General features: G+C 64.2%; 15 protein-coding genes and 1 pseudogene. 11 read left to right on the top strand and 5 right to left on the bottom strand.

The window, feature by feature from the left end; translation table 11 throughout:
• A pseudogene (locus NR164_RS28750) lies at positions 1 to 152 on the top strand (L-arabinose ABC transporter permease AraH); the annotation flags it as partial.
• A 15-nt stretch (positions 153 to 167) separates the two neighbouring features.
• Here NR164_RS28750 and NR164_RS28745 read toward each other — a convergent pair.
• Positions 168 to 956: a helix-turn-helix domain-containing protein gene (locus NR164_RS28745; protein WP_079443550.1), complete on the bottom strand. Its 789-nt coding sequence runs from the start codon at positions 954 to 956 to the stop codon at positions 168 to 170.
• 85 nt (positions 957 to 1,041) lie between these two features.
• Here NR164_RS28745 and NR164_RS28740 point away from each other — a divergent pair, with 85 nt between their 5' ends.
• The 7 genes from NR164_RS28740 (at position 1,042) to NR164_RS28705 (ending at position 7,835) form a co-directional block, all read left to right on the top strand.
• Entirely contained in the window at positions 1,042 to 2,040 is a 999-nt protein-coding gene (locus NR164_RS28740; protein WP_046383879.1) for a bile acid:sodium symporter family protein, read from the top strand.
• A gap of 95 nt (positions 2,041 to 2,135) precedes the next feature.
• Positions 2,136 to 2,498 carry a type 1 fimbrial protein gene (locus tag NR164_RS28735; RefSeq protein ID WP_256823576.1) on the top strand — a complete coding sequence of 121 codons (363 nt, stop codon included), beginning with the start codon at positions 2,136 to 2,138 and terminating at the stop codon, positions 2,496 to 2,498.
• A gap of 123 nt (positions 2,499 to 2,621) precedes the next feature.
• Entirely contained in the window at positions 2,622 to 3,806 is a 1,185-nt protein-coding gene (locus NR164_RS28730) for a sugar transporter (RefSeq protein WP_046488537.1), read from the top strand.
• 121 nt (positions 3,807 to 3,927) lie between these two features.
• Positions 3,928 to 4,632 carry an aquaporin Z gene (aqpZ, locus tag NR164_RS28725; RefSeq protein WP_079443553.1) on the top strand — a complete coding sequence of 235 codons (705 nt, stop codon included), beginning with the start codon at positions 3,928 to 3,930 and terminating at the stop codon, positions 4,630 to 4,632.
• Positions 4,633 to 5,009: 377 nt separating this feature from the next.
• A complete protein-coding gene (locus NR164_RS28715; protein ID WP_126589514.1) occupies positions 5,010 to 6,077 on the top strand; it encodes an ABC transporter substrate-binding protein in 1,068 nt (355 codons plus the stop codon).
• Positions 6,064 to 7,053, top strand: coding sequence for an ABC transporter permease (locus NR164_RS28710; protein ID WP_193039683.1), 990 nt, complete (start codon positions 6,064 to 6,066; stop codon positions 7,051 to 7,053). Before NR164_RS28715 ends, NR164_RS28710 begins: the two co-directional genes overlap by 14 nt.
• Positions 7,047 to 7,835, top strand: a complete 789-nt coding sequence (locus NR164_RS28705) for an ABC transporter ATP-binding protein (protein ID WP_126589512.1) — start codon at positions 7,047 to 7,049, stop codon at positions 7,833 to 7,835. Before NR164_RS28710 ends, NR164_RS28705 begins: the two co-directional genes overlap by 7 nt.
• Positions 7,836 to 8,284: 449 nt before the next feature.
• Here NR164_RS28705 and NR164_RS28700 read toward each other — a convergent pair whose 3' ends face one another.
• Positions 8,285 to 8,827, bottom strand: a complete 543-nt coding sequence (locus NR164_RS28700) for an acyl-CoA thioesterase (protein ID WP_079443558.1) — start codon at positions 8,825 to 8,827, stop codon at positions 8,285 to 8,287.
• Between the two features lie 107 nt (positions 8,828 to 8,934).
• On the opposite strand from NR164_RS28700, the gene NR164_RS28695 reads away from it, so the two are divergent.
• Positions 8,935 to 9,894 (top strand): GlxA family transcriptional regulator, encoded by a 960-nt coding sequence (locus NR164_RS28695; RefSeq protein WP_256823575.1) that lies wholly within the window; start codon positions 8,935 to 8,937, stop codon positions 9,892 to 9,894.
• Positions 9,895 to 9,954: 60 nt separating this feature from the next.
• On the opposite strand, the gene NR164_RS28690 is transcribed toward NR164_RS28695, so the two are convergent.
• Positions 9,955 to 10,302 (bottom strand): hypothetical protein, encoded by a 348-nt coding sequence (locus NR164_RS28690; RefSeq protein ID WP_256823574.1) that lies wholly within the window; start codon positions 10,300 to 10,302, stop codon positions 9,955 to 9,957.
• Positions 10,303 to 10,446: 144 nt separating this feature from the next.
• Entirely contained in the window at positions 10,447 to 11,169 is a 723-nt protein-coding gene (locus NR164_RS28685) for a pirin family protein (protein WP_046383868.1), read from the bottom strand.
• Positions 11,170 to 11,349: 180 nt separating this feature from the next.
• Here NR164_RS28685 and NR164_RS28680 point away from each other — a divergent pair, with 180 nt between their 5' ends.
• Together NR164_RS28680 and NR164_RS28675 are read left to right on the top strand one after the other, a co-directional pair.
• A complete protein-coding gene (locus tag NR164_RS28680; RefSeq protein ID WP_102618580.1) occupies positions 11,350 to 12,300 on the top strand; it encodes a GlxA family transcriptional regulator in 951 nt (316 codons plus the stop codon).
• Positions 12,301 to 12,450: 150 nt separating this feature from the next.
• Positions 12,451 to 13,902: a winged helix-turn-helix domain-containing protein gene (locus NR164_RS28675; protein ID WP_057004842.1), complete on the top strand. Its 1,452-nt coding sequence runs from the start codon at positions 12,451 to 12,453 to the stop codon at positions 13,900 to 13,902.
• On the opposite strand, the gene NR164_RS28670 is transcribed toward NR164_RS28675, so the two are convergent.
• Positions 13,849 to 16,608 carry a winged helix-turn-helix domain-containing protein gene (locus NR164_RS28670; RefSeq protein WP_256823573.1) on the bottom strand — a complete coding sequence of 920 codons (2,760 nt, stop codon included), beginning with the start codon at positions 16,606 to 16,608 and terminating at the stop codon, positions 13,849 to 13,851. The two genes, NR164_RS28675 and NR164_RS28670, sit on opposite strands and share 54 nt — an antisense overlap.
• Positions 16,609 to 16,631: the final 23 nt, after the last annotated feature.

The following is a 16,631-nucleotide window of genomic DNA, read 5'->3' as shown; positions in this document are numbered from 1 at the left end:
GCATGATCCGCCATGTGATCGCCGGGGTGCTGATCCTGGCGATCATCGAGAACGCAATGAACCTGAAGAACATCGACACCTTCTACCAGTACGTGATCCGCGGCTCGATCCTGCTGCTGGCGGTGGTGATCGACCGCATGAAACAACGCTGAGCCCCTTCCTCGGCATTAGCGGAAGAACTCGCCGGGAGTGGCGTCGAATTGCTGGCGAAACGCGTTGATAAACGCCGACGTGGATTCATACCCGCACGCCAACGCCACATCCGTCACCCGCTCGCCTTGCTCCAGGGCGGGCAGGGCGCCGAGCAGGCGCAAGCGCTGGCGCCAGGCGCGGAAGGTCAGCCCGGTGTCACGCAAAAACAGGCGGCTGAGGGTCTTCTCGCTGACCCCCAGCTTGCGGCTCCAATCCCCCAGCGTGGTGGGTTGCTCCGGGTGCAGCTCCAAACTGCGATAGATCTGCCGCAAGCGCGGGTCGAGGGGCAACGGCAGCATCAAATCCACCTGGGGCGCCGCCGCCAGTTGGTCCAGCACCACCTGGGCCAGCCTGCCGTCCGGGCCCTCTTCGGCATATTCCACCGGCAGTTCGCTGAAGCGGCGGATCAACTCGCGCAACAAACTGCTCACCTCCAACACCTGGCAACGTTCGTCCGCCCAGGCGGTGACGCTGCAATCCAGATACAGGCTGCGCATCTCCGTGTGCGGCGAGCTGTAGACCCGGTGCGGCATGCCCGCCGGAATCCACACCGCGCGCTGTGGCGGCGCGACGAAGCGGCCGACGCTGGTCTGGATCTCCAGCACCCCGGAAATTGCGTAGGACAACTGCACCCACGGATGGCTGTGCCGACGGGTCAAGGCGCGGTTGGGCAAGGATTCGGTGCGTCCGTACACCGGGCGTGGCAGGCTGGAAAGCCCGGGCACGCTGCGGCGGACGGTCTTGTCATGTCCTTTAGGCGGCATTTACTGGCTCATTGGCGTTAGTCGGTAATAAAGCGTTACGTTAGAGTCGCGATGACGTTCTTGGCAACCCCGGAAGATCCTGCTTATGACTCGCCCGCGTTTTCTGCCCGACAATTTCACCCTGACCCTGATTGCCACCGTGCTCCTTGCGTCCTTGCTGCCCGCCAGCGGCCAGACCGCCGTGGCTTTCGGCTGGGTGACCAACCTGGCCATCGCGCTGTTGTTTTTCCTGCACGGCGCCAAGCTGTCGCGCCAGGCCATCGTCGCCGGGGCCGGGCACTGGCGCCTGCACCTGCTGGTGTTCAGCCTGACTTTTGTGCTGTTCCCATTGCTGGGCCTGGCGCTCAAACCGCTGTTGTCGCCGCTGATCGGCAAAGACTTGTACATGGGCATGCTCTATCTGTGCGCGTTGCCGGCCACGGTGCAGTCGGCGATTGCCTTTACGTCCCTGGCGCGCGGCAATATCCCGGCGGCGATCTGCAGCGCGGCGGCGTCGAGCCTGTTCGGGATCTTCCTCACGCCGTTGCTGGTGACGCTGTTGCTGAATGTCCACGGCGAGAGCGGTTCGACCGTCGACGCCATCCTGAAAATCAGCGTGCAACTGCTGTTGCCGTTCATCGCCGGGCAGATCGCCCGCCGCTGGATCGGCGAGTGGGTCGGCCGCAACAAGGCCTGGCTGAAGTTCGTCGACCAGGGCTCGATCCTGTTGGTGGTCTACGGCGCGTTCAGCGAAGCGGTCATCCAAGGCATCTGGCAGCAGATTCCGCTGTGGGAGCTGGGCGGCCTGGTGGTGGCCTGCTGCGTGTTGCTCGCCCTGGTATTGCTGGCGTCCACGCTGCTGGGCAAGGCTTTCGGCTTTAATCAGGAGGACCGCATCACCATCCTGTTCTGCGGTTCGAAGAAAAGCCTGGCGACCGGGGTGCCGATGGCCCAGGTGCTGTTCGCCGGGGCGACCATGGGTGTGTTGATCCTGCCGTTGATGCTGTTTCACCAGATCCAGTTGATGGTGTGTGCGGCGTTGGCGCAACGTTATGCGCAGCGCCCGGAAAGCATTCCGCAATTGATGGGGCAGGTGGACCCGTGATCGGTCTATCAGACATTTCTTAAAGCGACGAAAGGCCTAAAGCCTGCGTCAAAACGGACGACTCACTTCTTGTCAACCCAAGAAGGAGCGTCGACATGAACGTTATACGTTTGTCACTGGTTACAGGCTTCCTCGCTGTATGGACGGGGACGTGCATGGCGGCGCCGCAGGGTGGCGTCGTCCGATTCTACGGCAGTATCGTCGAGCCGGGCTGCACCACGACGGCGGCGAGCGGCTCGATAATGGACTTGAAAGGCTGCCCGCAGGCCAGTCGCGGCAACCAGCTCGCGGTGCAGCCGGTCCGCAGCGTCAAGGCGGTGGGCGCGCCCAACGCCTATGTGCGGTTGATGGCCGACACCCCCAACGGACGTTATTACGACCAGCGGTATGTCCTGGTGGACGCTTTCGATAAGCCCATTCAGACGGGTAGCTACTTGATCACCCTGACCTCGCCCTGATCGATCCGCAGGTGATTTGCCCCGGATGAGCGTCAACAGCCGCCCGAGAAACCTATAGAATGCTCGGCGGCGGCGCTTGTCCTGGGTGGCCGTTTGATCATCGTCAGAGTGCCGCGCCCTTCAATGAGCCTTTCAACCGCAACGCCCCGTGCCAACTGGCAACCGGTCATCGCCCTCGCGCTGGCCGCCTTTGTGTTCAATACCACCGAATTTGTGCCCGTCGGCCTGCTCAGCGCCATCGGCGCCAGCTTCGACATGCCCATTGCCAGCGTCGGCCTGATGCTCACCATCTATGCCTGGATCGTGTCGCTGACCTCGCTGCCGGTGATGCTGCTGACGCGCAACATCGAACGGCGCAAGCTGCTGATCGTGTTGTTCGGCCTGTTCATCGCCAGTCATATCCTCTCCAGCGTCGCCACCAGCTTCGGCCTGCTGATGGTCAGCCGGATCGGCATCGCCTTGTCCCATGCGCTGTTCTGGTCGATCACTGCGTCCCTCGCGGTACGCCTGGCGCCGGCCGGCAAACAGGTGCAAGCCCTCGGCCTGTTGGCCACCGGCACGTCGCTGGCGATGGTGTTGGGCATTCCCCTGGGCCGCCTGCTGGGCGAAGCGATGGGCTGGCGCACCACGTTCCTGGTGATTGCGGCCTTCGCCGCCGGCCTGGTGTTCTGGCTGGCGCGCACCTTGCCGCTGTTGCCGAGCCAGAACTCAGGCTCCCTGCGCAGCCTGCCGCTGCTGTTCAAGCGCCCGGCGCTGGTGGCGCTGTACGTGCTCACCGCCATGGTGGTCACCGCGCAATTCACCGCCTACAGCTATATCGAACCGTTTGTCGAACGTGTCGCTGGCCTGAGCGGTAACGTCGTGACCCTGTTCCTGCTGGTGTTCGGCGGCGCGGGCATCATCGGCTCGCTGTTGTTCAGCCTGGTACACCGCTTCAACCCGCATCTGTTCGTGGTCGGCGCGGTGTTCCTGCTGGGCGCGTGCCTGGCACTGATGCTGCCGTTGAGTGGGGCCGAATCCTACCTCGTCGGCCTGAGCGTGTTCTGGGGCATGGCGATCATGGGATTCGGCCTGGCCATGCAGTCCAAGGTCCTGGTGCTCGCCCCGGACGCCACCGACGTGGCCATGGCGATGTTCTCCGGCATCTACAACATCGGCATCGGCGGCGGCGCGTTGCTGGGCAGTTGGGTCGGCAGCCACTTCGGCTTCGCCTGGATCGGCGCGGCGGGCGGGTTGCTGGCGGCGCTGGCGTTGATCGGTTATTGCCTGGCGATCCGACGGTTCGGTCAGGGTGTCGCGCGCGACTGAAATCAGACAAGTCTTACAGGGCACTTTGATGCCTGTTGCTACCGTCTCCCAGGACCTCCCACATCCTGTGGTGACGGCGATCACCATGCCCTTCGATCAGGGCCGTGGTGTTTGAAAAGCAATGGAGTCGATTGTGCAAAAGCGTTTGACCGCAGAGTTTGCAGGTACCTTCTGGTTGACGTTCGGCGGGTGTGGCAGTGCCATCCTGGCGGCGGCATTCCCGGCGCTGGGGATCGGGTTTCTGGGGGTGTCCCTGGCGTTCGGGCTCACCGTGCTGACCATGGCCTACGCGGTGGGCGGTGTTTCCGGCGGGCATTTCAACCCGGCGGTGACCATCGGCCTATGGGCCGGGCGCCGCGTTCCCTGCGCCGATGTGCTTCCTTACATCGCCGCCCAGGTCGCGGGTGCGATTGCCGCCGCCGCCGCGCTGTATGTAATTGCCAGCGGGCAGCCGGGTTTTGAAACCGGTGGTTTTGCCGCCAACGGCTATGGCCCGCTGAGCCCCGGCCAGTTCGACATGAAGGCGGCGTTGCTGGCCGAACTGATCGCTACGTTCTTCTTTGTCCTGATCATCATGCGCGTGACCGCACCGGGCGCGGTTGCCGGCTTTGCGCCGATTGCCATCGGCCTGGCGCTGACTTTGATTCACCTGATCCTGATCCCCGTGACCAACACCTCGGTCAACCCGGCGCGCAGCACCGGGCCGGCGTTGTTCGCCGGGGTCGAGTACCTCGCGCAACTCTGGGCGTTCTGGCTGGCGCCGATTGCCGGCGGGGTGTTGGGGGCGTTGGCGGCGCGCGGGTGGGAGGCGCGCAGCCCGGCTTGAATCGAAAAAGGGGGGAATCAAGCGCATTCCCCCTGCATCACTTCCAGGTCTGCACGTCCTGTGCATCCACCACCTTGAAGAACGCATCCGCGATCTTCTGCTGCTCAGCCAACTGATCGATCGTCCCCGGTTACAGGTGCGGTTTCACCCATTTCCCGGCCTGTACCCACTGCGCGTACACCCCCGATAAATACTGTTCCGATCTGAGCTTAGGGCGCTTTTTGTGCGTTTCGAGGCATCGGGCATAACCATAGAATTATATGGTTCTTTCATAATTGTGGATGATTAATATAATCAAATTGTAGTTTTGTCGCGAGTGCCCTGCATGACGCAAGGCGCGCAATCTACCTAGCGAACACAATCATGGGAGTTTTTGCATGGCCGCTTTCGATCCTTTAACCCGCCGCCGCCTCCTGGGCATGGCCGGTATTACCCTGGCCAGCCCCTTGCTGCTGTCGCTGCCCCGCCTGGGCTTCGCCGCCGACGAGCACGCCGCGCACCACACGCCCCAGGAGCCCGCCGGCACCGGTGAGTTCATCCGCCTGGATGCGCCTCGCGCGCTGAAACTGGCGGTCAACCTGAATGCCGTGTGCCTGGCCCCGGTGGTGATCGCCCACGGTCAAGGTTTCTTCAAACAGCACAACCTGGATGTGGAACTGGTCAACTTCGGCAATTCCACCGAGGTGCTGCTGGAAGCCATCGCCACCGGCAAGGCCGACGCCGGTGTGGGCATGGCGCTGCGTTGGCTCAAGGCCTTGGAGCAGGGCTTCGACGTCAAGCTGACCGCCGGCACCCATGGCGGCTGCCTGCGTTTGCTCAGCGCGGCGAACGGCGGCGTAAGCACACTCGAAGCCCTCAAGGGCAAGACGATCGGCGTGACGGACATGGCCAGCCCGGACCGCAATTTCTTCTCGATCCTGCTCAAGAAGCACGGCATCGACCCGGTGCGCGACGTCGAATGGCGCCTGTACCCGGCCGACCTGCTCGGCACCGCCCTGGAGCGCGGCGAGGTGCAGGCGGTCAGCGGCAGCGACCCGTTCATGTATCGCCTGATCAAATCCGGCGTGGCGCGGGAACTGTCCACCAACCTGGTGGAGGCCTACGCCAACCTCAGCTGCTGCGTGGTCGGTGTCACCGGCAAGCTGGTGCGCGAAGACAAGCGGGTGGTCGCGGCGCTGACCCAGGCGATCCTCGAAGCTCATGACTATTCCGTGCAACACCCCGAGGTCGTCGCCAAGGGTTTCCAGGCCTATGCGTTGAACACCTCCACCGAAGAAGTCCAGGCGATCCTCCACGACCACACCCACGGCCACCATGCGGTCGGCACCGCGCTGACCGCGGAAATCACCACCTACGTCACCGACCTGAAAACCGTGGAAGTGATCAGCCAGGGCACCGACCCGCTGGCGTTCGCCAAGGAGATCACCGCCGATGTCTTCAGTTGACGCGACCACCCTCAACCCACCCGTGGCGTTCAAGGTCGGGTGGCCGGGCCTGGCGGTGGTCGGCGCCTGGTTGGCCGTGGCGCTGCTGATCAGCTACTGGCCCAATGCGACGCGCGACTGGCCGATGACCCAAGGTTTGGCCCATCTCTGCGTGGGCGTGGCGGCGGTGTTCGGGGTGTCGAGTGTGGCCGGGCGCCGGTTCGCCAGGCTCGGCCTGCGCCTGCGCGGAGCCGCGTCATGGCTGATCGCTTTACCGCTGCTGTTGGGCATTTGGGAGCTGCTCACGGCGAAACTCGCGCTGCTGCCGGTACCGTTCTTCGCGCCGCCCCAGGCCCTGCTCGCGGTGTATGTCGAAGACTACGCGCGCCTGGCCGACAGCCTGCTGCATTCGGCGTTGCTGCTCGGTGCGGGCGTGGCGTTGGGCGCGGCGACCGGGTTTATCGCCGGCGTGGCCATCGGTTGGTCGACGCGTATCGGCTATTGGCTGCATCCGGTGCTGCGCATCCTCGGCCCGGTGCCGTCGACGGCGCTGTTGCCGTTGTGCTTTTTCCTGTTCCCCAGCAGTTGGAGCGCCAGCGTCTTCCTGATCGCCCTGGCCACTTGGTTTCCGGTCACGGTGCTGACCTGGTCAGGCGTGGCCAGTGTCGATAAAGCCTATTACGACGTGGCGCGCACCCTTGGTGCAAAACAGCCTTTCCTGATCTTCAAGGTGGCGATTCCCGCCGCCTTGCCCCATGTGTTCGTTGGCCTGTTCATGGGCCTCGGCGCCTCGTTTTCGACCCTGGTGGTGGCGGAAATGATGGGCGTGAAATCCGGCATCGGCTGGTACCTGCAATGGGCCCAGGGGTGGGCGGCCTACGCGAATATGTATGCAGCGTTGTTAATCATGGCGCTGGCCTGCTCGGGGTTGATCAGCGGCTTGTTCCGGCTGCGCGACCACTTGCTGGCCTGGCAGAAAGGAGCGATGAAATGGTAGCCCTGGCAACCGCAGTAGAAGCCGCGGCGGGATTGGCGCTGCGCATCGAAAACCTGAGCCACGGGTTTGCCTTGGACGGTGAGCATCTGCCGGTGTTGCAGCGGGTTTCGCTGGACGTGGCCGCGGGGGAGTTCGTTGCCTTGCTCGGGCCTTCGGGGTGCGGCAAGTCCACCTTGCTGCGTCTGGTCGCTGGGCTGGAACCGGCGGATTCCGGGCGCTTGCTCGCCGATGGTGAGCCGATCAGCGGCCCGGACCCGAGCCGCGTGGTGGTGTTCCAGGACCCGACCTTGTATCCGTGGCGCCGCGTGTGGGACAACGTCGCCCTCGGCCTCGAAGCCCAGGGCCTGCTCAAGACCCATGCCGCCAAAGTCGATGAAGCCTTGGAAAAAGTCGGCCTCAGCCAATTCGCCCGCGCCTTCCCTCGGCAACTGTCCGGCGGCATGGCGCAGCGGGTTGCGCTGGCCCGTGCGCTGGTGAACCAGCCGCGCCTGCTGATCCTCGACGAGCCCTTGGGCAAACTCGATTCCCTGACCCGCATCACCATGCAAAAGGAGCTGATCGACCTGTGGCAACGCCAGGGCTACACGGCGTTGCTGGTGACCCACGATGTGGAAGAAGCCTTGCTCCTGGCCAACCGCGTGATCGTGTTCAGCGACCGCCCGGCGACCCTGCAGGCGCAATTGACCATCGAGCGGCCATACCCCCGGCACCGCGACGATCCTTATCTGGTGGACCTGCGCCGGCAGATACTTGGCTTGCTGGGGTTGGGGGAGAACTGGTAGGTATGACTTGATCAGTCTGAGCAGCGCCTGGCGACACAATCTATAAAGCTGTCGATGACAAGGGCCGGTATCTGCATTGGGACGAGTTTCGTCGATATCCAGCGCCGGGTCTCAAGAAAGAGGCCGCATGGGCAGCTATCAAGATGTCCCGGGCTTGCGCGAGTAAGACCCTGGAGCTTCGCAGCGAGTGCGGCAGTGCGTTTTTTTGTGCATCACTGACTTTTGTGAGGCGGTTGTTCACGGCGTCGAGTCGTTGACGTCCAGCTTGGGCGGGGCAGTGGCGTCTTCTCCCCAATACCGCGATAACACTCGGTATCTGGTGGACTCCTTGATGATGGAAGAGGCTATATCCAGCGCGCAGTTGGAAGGCGCCGCGACGACTCGTAAAATCGCCAAGGACATGTTGGCCAAGGCGCGCATGCCTCAAGACGATGATGAGCGGATGATCCTCAATCCTGTTCCTCACCTCGCAACTGCACGCTCATCGCCTCGCAACTCTGCGCCCAGTCGCTCAGCCACTGCGGCAGGGGCGGCGATGTTTCGGCCAGCCCCAGCTCCCGCAGGAAATCCGCCGGGGGCAGGGTGCCCTTGGCTGAGCGGAACAGCCCGCGCATCACCACCACGCCGACCACCCGACCCTTGCTGACGAAACGGTGCTCCATCAGGCTCCACTTGTGGTCCCAGCCGAGTATGCGGGTGTGTACCTCGAACACTTCGAACACCTTGAGTTCGCGGCGGAACTTGCCCCAGGTATCGCCCACGATCGGCAGCGCCTTGTTGCGCAGGGCCACGCGAAAAGCGCCAGTGCGCAAGACAAAATCCATCCGGGCAACGTCCGCCAGGGTGAAGTAGCGGCCATTGGTGACATGCCGGTTGAGATCCAGGTCCAGCGGCCATACCCGCATGCGTACCACGGTGGTGGCCAGGCCATGGGCAGGCTTGCGCCAGGGGCGACGGCAGAGCATGTAGAGCAATCGAAACCAGAGATTCATAAAGACGCCACAGAGTTGAACAGTGGCAGCACTGTAAGGGCGCCAAATCGGCTAAGGTAGGTGCGCAAATGACTTATTTAATGCGAAAAGCGCAAAAAGGTCCGTGAATGCACATTACCTTGCTCCTGGCCGATCACTGCTCCGCCGCCAGCGCCACCCTGGCCCTGGAAATGCTCAGCGCCGCCAACCTGTTTGCCGACCATCCGCCCTTCGAGATCGTGGTCGCGTCCCTCGACGGCCAGGCCGTGAATGCCTGGGGCGGGCAGCGTCTGCAAGTGGCCTGTTCGACCGCGCAGATCGCACAGACCGATCTGGTGTTGATCCCCGGCTTTCTCTTCACCTTGAAAGAGGCTTTGCCGACGTTTGCCGCCTTCGGCCCCTGGCTGCGCGAACAGCATGGGCGCGGCGCCGTGCTGGCGTCGATGTGTACCGCCGCCTTTCTGTTGGCGGAAACCGGTGTACTGCAAGGCTTGCGCGCCACCACCCACTGGGCGTTTGCCGAGCTTTTCCGGCGACGCTACGCAGACGTAAGCCTCGATGACGCGCAGATGCTCTGCGAAGAAAACCGCGTGATCACCTGTGGTGGCGCCAGTGCGGCAATGGACTTGATGCTCCACCTGATCCGCCGCTTCGGCTCGCCGGAACTGGCTCACACCTGTGGCAAATACCTGCTGATCGACACGGTGCGGACGGTGCAGTCGGTGTACGCGATGTGGTCGTTGCCCAAGAGCCACGGCGACGCGCAGATACTGCGCGTGCAGCATTGGCTGGAGCAGCACTGCGCCGAGGCGCTGGTGATTGACGAGGTGGCCCGGCACTTTGGTTTTGGGGTGCGCAATTTCAAGCGACGTTTCAAGGATGCCACCGGCTATACACCGATCGCTTATGTGCAGACCCTGCGCCTGGAGCACGCCAAGCAGATGCTGGAGTCGACGCGCATGACCCTCGAAAGCATCACCTATGCGGTGGGCTACGAAGACAGCAACTCGTTCCGGCGCCTGTTCCAGCAGCGGGTGGGGATGCTGCCGGCAGCGTATCGCAAGCGATTTCAGGCCAGTACCCGATAAGCAGGCGAAAAAAAACCGGCTGATCAGGCCGGTTTGGGGTGCCGCGCACACAGCGCGGGGTCAAGCGTTGTTGCCCTGCAGACGATCTGCACCGCCTTCAGCCAGGCCACGTTCCTGCAGACGATCTGCACCGCCTTCAGCCAGGCCGCGTTCTTGCAGACGATCTGCACCGCCTTCAGCCAGGCCACGTTCCTGCAGACGATCTGCACCGCCTTCAGCCAGGCCACGTTCCTGCAGACGATCAGCACCGCCTTCGGCGACACGGTTGCCTTGCAGACGCTCGGCACCGCCTTCGGCGACGCGGTTTTCGTTGAGGCGATCAGCGCCGCCTTCAGCGACGACAGGGTGGGCAAAAGCGTTTGCAGCAAGTACCGAGAAAGCGAGGCTAAGCAAGAGTTGGCGTTTCATGAGAGTGTGCTCCGAGTGTTTGATTAGGGTGTTGCCTGGTGTGGGTTTGATGTTACGCGTTGGTATTTTTAAGAGAACTTCATTGGGCTGATGGTGACTATCGACGCCAGCGATAGCCCGCGTCGGCGGGCTATCGTGCAGCCGTCATGGCATCTGCGGCAGTTCCAGAGGGCGCAGGTCAAATACCAGCACCTCGGCATCGTCACCGTGGCTCAGGCGGATCTGGCGCTCATCGCGCACGCGGGCCCCGTCGCCTTCCTGTAGGCGTTGGCCGTTGATCTCGACGCTGCCGCGGGCCACATGGATGTACACGTGGCGGTCCGGCGCCAGGTCCAGGCTTGCGCTTTCGTCAGCGTTGAACAGCCCGGCATAGACCCGTGCATCCTGGCGCACGTGAAGGGAGCCTTCGGCGCCATCCGGCGAGATGATCAACTGCAAGCGTCCACGTTTCTGCGCTGCGCTGAAGTGCTCCTGCTGATAGCGTGGCTCGGCGCCGGAGACATTCGGTACGATCCAGATCTGCAGGAAATGCACGCCACGGCTCTGGCTATGGTTGAACTCGCTGTGGGCCACGCCGCTGCCGGCGCTCATCAGTTGCACATCGCCGGGGCGGATCACCGAACCGGTGCCCAGGGTGTCCTTGTGTTCCAGGGCGCCTTCGAGCACATAGGAGAAAATCTCCATGTCGCGGTGCGGGTGCTGGCCGAAGCCACGGCCTGCGGCGACGCGGTCATCGTTGATCACCAGCAGGTCGGAAAAACCCTGTTCGGCGGGGTTCCAGTAGTTGGCGAACGAGAAGGTGTGGAACGACTTCAACCAACCGTGATTGGCGGCGCCGCGGTCGGAGGCTTTGCGAAGGGTCAGCATGGTGGTGTCCTCAAGTCAGAGCGGGCTGCGAAATGCAGGGCGCTTGCGTTGAGAAGAAGGTTACTGGTTACTGGAATATTCATTAAGAAGCTGATATCTGAATAACTGTCGCATTGAGGTTGACAGTTTCGGACGTGGCATAATACCCGCTGCCTTCCTTCCTGATGGACGTCTCCCTCTATGAACACCGTGGCCATGGCGCTGTTTCCGGACTTCCTCCTGCTCGACATGGCTGGGCCGCTTGAAGTGTTTTCGATTGCCAACCGCTACCTGCCAGCGGCGCAGCACTATCGGATCCTGATCGTCGGCACCGAGCCCGGCCCGCTGCGTGCGTCCAATGGCGTGGTCGTGCAGCCCGACCTGCTGCTGGCCCAGGCGCACGATGCCTATGACCTGCTGCTGGTGCCCGGTGGTCCCGGTGCCTATAACGAATGCCACCCCGACCTGTTGCCCTGGCTCCAGGCCGCGGCTCCACGCGCGCGGCGCTTCGGCTCGATCTGCACCGGTGCCTTTGTGCTGGGGTATGCCGGGTTGCTCGACGGCCACCGCGTGACCACCCATTGGCATTACACCGAGCGGCTGATCAAGGCCTTCCCTCAGGCCGTTGTCGAAACCGACCGCATCTACCTGCAGGACGGCCGCCTGATCACGTCCGGCGGGGTGACGGCGGGCATCGACCTGGCGCTGTCGGTTGTCGCCCAGGACCACGGCAAGCAGGTCGCGGTGGACGTGGCCAAAGTGCTGCTGGTGGTGATGAAGCGCCAGGGCGGGCAGGCCCAGTTCAGCCCGATGACCGCCGCCGTGGCGCCCCAGGAAACCGCGATCACGCGGGTGCAGAGCCATGTGCTGGCGCATCTGGACCAGCCGTTCACCATCGAATCCATGGCGGCACTCGCCGGCATGAGTGCGCGGCACTTTGCGCGGTTGTTCGCCAAAGAGGTGCAGATGACGCCGATGGCCTTCCTGCAGGGCGCGCGCATCGACCGCGCCCGGCACCTGCTGGAAACCACCGACCTGCCGCTCAAAACCGTGGCCTTTCACGCAGGCTTTGGCAGCGTGCGGCATATGCGCTTTCTGTTCAGTGAAAAACTCGGCCTCAACCCCACCCAATACCGGCAGCAGTTCAGTTAACGACAGGATGTCCGTCTCGCGCACCCGATTGTCCGTATCGCTCCCCGTGCCAGCATTGTCCTGTTACAACGAGCTGGCAAGATAACGGCAGGCCCATGGAAGAAGGATGCGCGGACGCCCAAGCTCGGGTGTTTCAGCGCTTTTACGCAGATGAACAACGACCATGCGATGCGCTTTGGCCCTTACACCTTTCATCGCCAGCAGCGCCTGGTCAGCAAGGCGGGCATGCCCGTGCCGTTGGGCGGGCGCGCGCTGGACATCCTGGCGGTGCTGCTCGAAACGCCCGGGCAATTTGTCAGCAAAGACACCCTGATCGCCCGCGTCTGGCCGTGCAGCGTGGTGGAGGAGAACAACCTGCGGGTGCATATCGCCGCCCTGCGCCGTGCATTGGACGGTCGTCGCTACATTCTCAATGAACCCCAACGCGGCTATTGCCTGGTTGCGCCACTGCAGGAGGCCGCTGGGAACGCGGCACCGCGGCACAACCTGGCGACCCGGCTCAGCCCGCTGATCGGTCGCGACGAACTGGTGGGGACGCTGGTCCGACGCCTGTCGGGGCAACGCCTGATGACCCTCACCGGAGGTGCTGGCGTCGGCAAGAGCAGCCTGGCCCTGGCGTTGGCCGAGCGTGTGTTGCCGCGTTATCGCGACGGCGTGTGGTGGCTGGATCTGGCCGGTGTCGATACGCCCACGGCAATGCTGCGCCAGTTGGCCGAGACCCTCGGGCTCGACGCGGCTGACAGTGCCGCGGCGCTCTTCCGTCAATTGGCCTCGCGCCAGTTATTGCTGGTGCTCGATGGCGCCGACGTGTTGCTCGGCGCCTGCCGTCATCTGGTGCGCGCGCTGCAGGCCAGCGCGCCTGGGGTGACGCTGTTGTTGAGCAGCCGCGAAGCCTTGCGGGTGCCCGGCGAGTGGGTGCAGCGCGTGCCTCGCCTGGCGCTGCCGATGCCGTCCGCCTGGGGCAGCGTCGAGCAGGCGATGGCCTACTCGGCGGTGCAGGTGTTCGTCGCGCGCGTGCGCGCCAGTCAGCAAGGGTTTGCCCTGCGGCCCCAGGACTTGCCGGCGCTGCGCGATATCTGCCGCCGGCTCGACGGTATTCCGTTGGCCCTCGAACTGGCGGCGGCCCAGGTCGATGCTCTCGGCGTGCAGGGCTTGCAGGTGCAATTGCGCAGCGGCCTGCAAGTGCTGGCGCGCGGTCGGCGCACGGCGCTGGAACGCCACCGATCCCTGGCGGCGGCCCTGGACTGGTCATACGAGCGCCTGAGCCTGCCGGAGCGCTGGCTGTTCCTGCAACTGGGCCTGTTCAAGATGGCGGTGAGCTTGCCCGTCCTGGGGCAGTTGATCGCCGGCACCGAGCTGGCTCACGCCGACCTGCCATACCTGCTGCGGCGACTGGTCGACATCTCGCTGCTGAGCGTGGAGCCCGGCCTCGGTCCCGAGCGTTACCGCCTGCTCAACAGCGTGCGCAGCTACGCCCTGGCGCAACTGCGCGACCCGCTGCAAGTGGCGCGTCTGCAGCAAGGGTATGGGCATTATCTGGGGGCGTTTTCAGGCCGGCCGTTTGTCCTGCAACTCGTCGAGCAGGCGGCGCACGCCGATTAGGTCCTGGGTGGCGAACCCTTCGCTGAATCGCCCGTAGACCGAGTCCAGCAACTCGCGTGCCGCTTGCCGGCGGTCTTGGCGCTGCCACAGCCGCGCCAGCGCGGTCGCACTGCGTAACTCCCAGGCCAGGGCGCCTTGCTGGTGCGCCAGGCCGAGTGCCTCGAGCAACAGCGCTTCTGCCGGGATGTCGTCACTGTGCTCGGCGCGCACCCGCAGAATCTCTGCCGTACACCAGCCGGCCGCGCCGCTTTTGGCGCGTTCGAACATCGCCGCGTCCACCGCGCCCGCGTTGAAGGTCACCAGGGTATCCGCGATCAGGCCGAGCCCGGGCATGGCTTGCGTCGGCGCTGCGCCCGCGTAGTGTCGGGCCCAGGTATGAAACAGCTGCACCGAGTGCTTTTGCGCTTGTTGCAACAACAGTTCCTGCAGCGAATGGGTCGCGGCCGCGTCGCCGTTGTAGCGGGCGATGACCACCCCGGCCAGGGCCAGGGTGTAGCAGATCGAGGTGCCGTGGTTGATCTGCAGCGCCAGTTCCAGGGCCTGGTTCGCGGTGCGCCAGGCCCGCTCCGGGAACCCCCGCAGCCACAGGATGCGAGCGAGGATCGTCAGCGAGGCCACGCCCTGGTCGTACTGCACGCCGAAGCCATGGGTGAACCGGTTCAGATGGCCGCTGTGGGCCATGCGCTGGATCACCTGTTCGGCATTTTGCAGGGCCAATGCCTGGTGACCGGCAAAGTGCTGGGCCAGTACCCGCAGGCGCTGGGCGCTGAGGTCGAGCAAGGGGTCGGCTTGGGGGCCGAGTTGATCGAAGTGCAGGCTTTGCGCAAGTGCCTGGCGATAATTGCCGCAGCACAGGTTGACCGCCATATGGCCCGACACCGCACGCAACTGGCCGCTCAAGTCGTTGTTCGCTTCGGCCAGGCGCCGCGCGTAGGCAAAGGCGTCAATGGTCTGCGGCGTACCGCCCTGGGTGTGATACGAAAAACTGCCCAGCGCCAGTTGCAACGCCATGTGCAAGTGCGGGTTCGGCGCGGGCGATTGCGCCAGCCGTGCGAGCGCCTTGCCCACGTACAGCCCGTGTTCCCCCAGCAATGACAGCTCCTGCCACAACGGCATCGAGCTGACCGTCAGGCGAATACCCAACAGGTGCGTGCTCTGGTCGCCCAGGCCCCAATCCAGTGCGGCGCGGATGTCTTCGCGCAGGGGCGCGTAGCGGTCGATCCAGGGCTGCGTCGCGGTCAGTTCCCAATCGTCCCGGGCCTGTTCCATCAAGGCCAGGCAGCGTGCGGCGTGGCGCTCGCGGGTGGTGTCGAGTTCAGCGGCCACGCTGAGCTTTTCCAGGGCGTAGGTGCGGGTGATGTCCAGCAGGCGGTAGACCATCTCGTCATCGCCGGGCTCGACATTGAGCAACGACTTGGCCACCAGTTGGGTGATCGAACCCAGCACCTCGGCCGGTGCGATCTGTTCCCCAGCGATCACCGCCGCCGCGCTGGCCAGGCTGAAGCCGCCGCGAAACACCGCCAGGCGGCGCAGGCAGATCTGTTCGCAGGGCGCGAGCAGGTCGAAACTCCAGTCCAGCGTGGCGCGCAGCGTCTGTTGACGGGGCAGGGCACTGCGGCGGCCACGGGTCAGCAGGCGAAAGTTGTCTTCCATCTGTACCAGCAGGCCTTGCAGGCCGAAACGTTCGATCTGCGCCGCCACCAGTTCAATGGCCAGCGGGATACCGTCGAGGCGCTGGCAGATATCAATCGCTAATGGCAGTTCGGCTTCGCTGAGCGCGAAGCTGTCCTGATGGGACATGGCGCGCTCGATCAACAGTTGCAGGGCCGGATAGCCCAGCGCCTGGGCACGGTTGCCGGTGGCGGGCGGGCAGGCCAGCGGCTCCAGGCGCTGCACGTATTCACCCTCGGCGCGCAGTGCTTCACGGCTGGTGGCGAGGATGTGAACGTTGGGGGCGTGGCGCAGCAGGGTCTCGCTGATCAGGGCGATGTCATCAAGCAGGTGTTCGCAGTTGTCGATCACCAACAGCAACTGGCGCGTGTGGAGACTGCGCGCGAGGGTCAACAGCGGCGCGTGTTCGTCGGGGGTGAGGTCGAGCAGGGCGGCGAGGTTGGGCAGGATCATCGACGGTGCGCTGAGGGGGGCGAGGTCGAGCAGGCGAATGCCGTCGCGGTAATGCCCGATCAGCAGCTCAGCGACACGCAGCGCGACCGTGGTCTTACCGATGCCTCCCGCGCCAGTCAGGGTGATAAAGCGTTGTTGCGGCAATTGCTGCACCAGCGCATCGATCAGCGCCTGGCGGCCGATCATCCGCGTGCTGCGCAGCGGCAGGTTGTGGGCCTGGCTTTGCGCACTGCCGTCGGTTGGAAGGGTCATCGGTTCGATGCTCAGTGGCGCAACAAAACTGTAACCGCGCTGGGCCACGGTGACGATATAGCGCTGCCCGGCCTGGCCATCGCCCAGGGCCTTGCGCAACGCCGCCATATGCACGCGCAGGTTGCCGTCTTCGACCACGCTTTTGGGCCAGACCCGCGCGATCAGTTCCTGCTTGCTCACCACATTGCCGGCCTGTTCCAGCAGGATCAGCAGGATATCCACTGCCCGCCGTCCCAGGCGCAACGGCCGGCCAGCCTCCAGCACCAGGCGTTGGCGCGGGTGTATCCGATACGGGCCGAAGTGTACGGCCTGTTCGCTGAGGTCGTTCATGCCAGCGCGAGCTCTGAAAAAAG

This window comes from Pseudomonas sp. Pse79 (assembly GCF_024519615.1).
Taxonomy (GTDB): domain Bacteria; phylum Pseudomonadota; class Gammaproteobacteria; order Pseudomonadales; family Pseudomonadaceae; genus Aquipseudomonas; species Aquipseudomonas veronii.
This window is presented reverse-complemented; position numbering and strand designations above follow the sequence as displayed.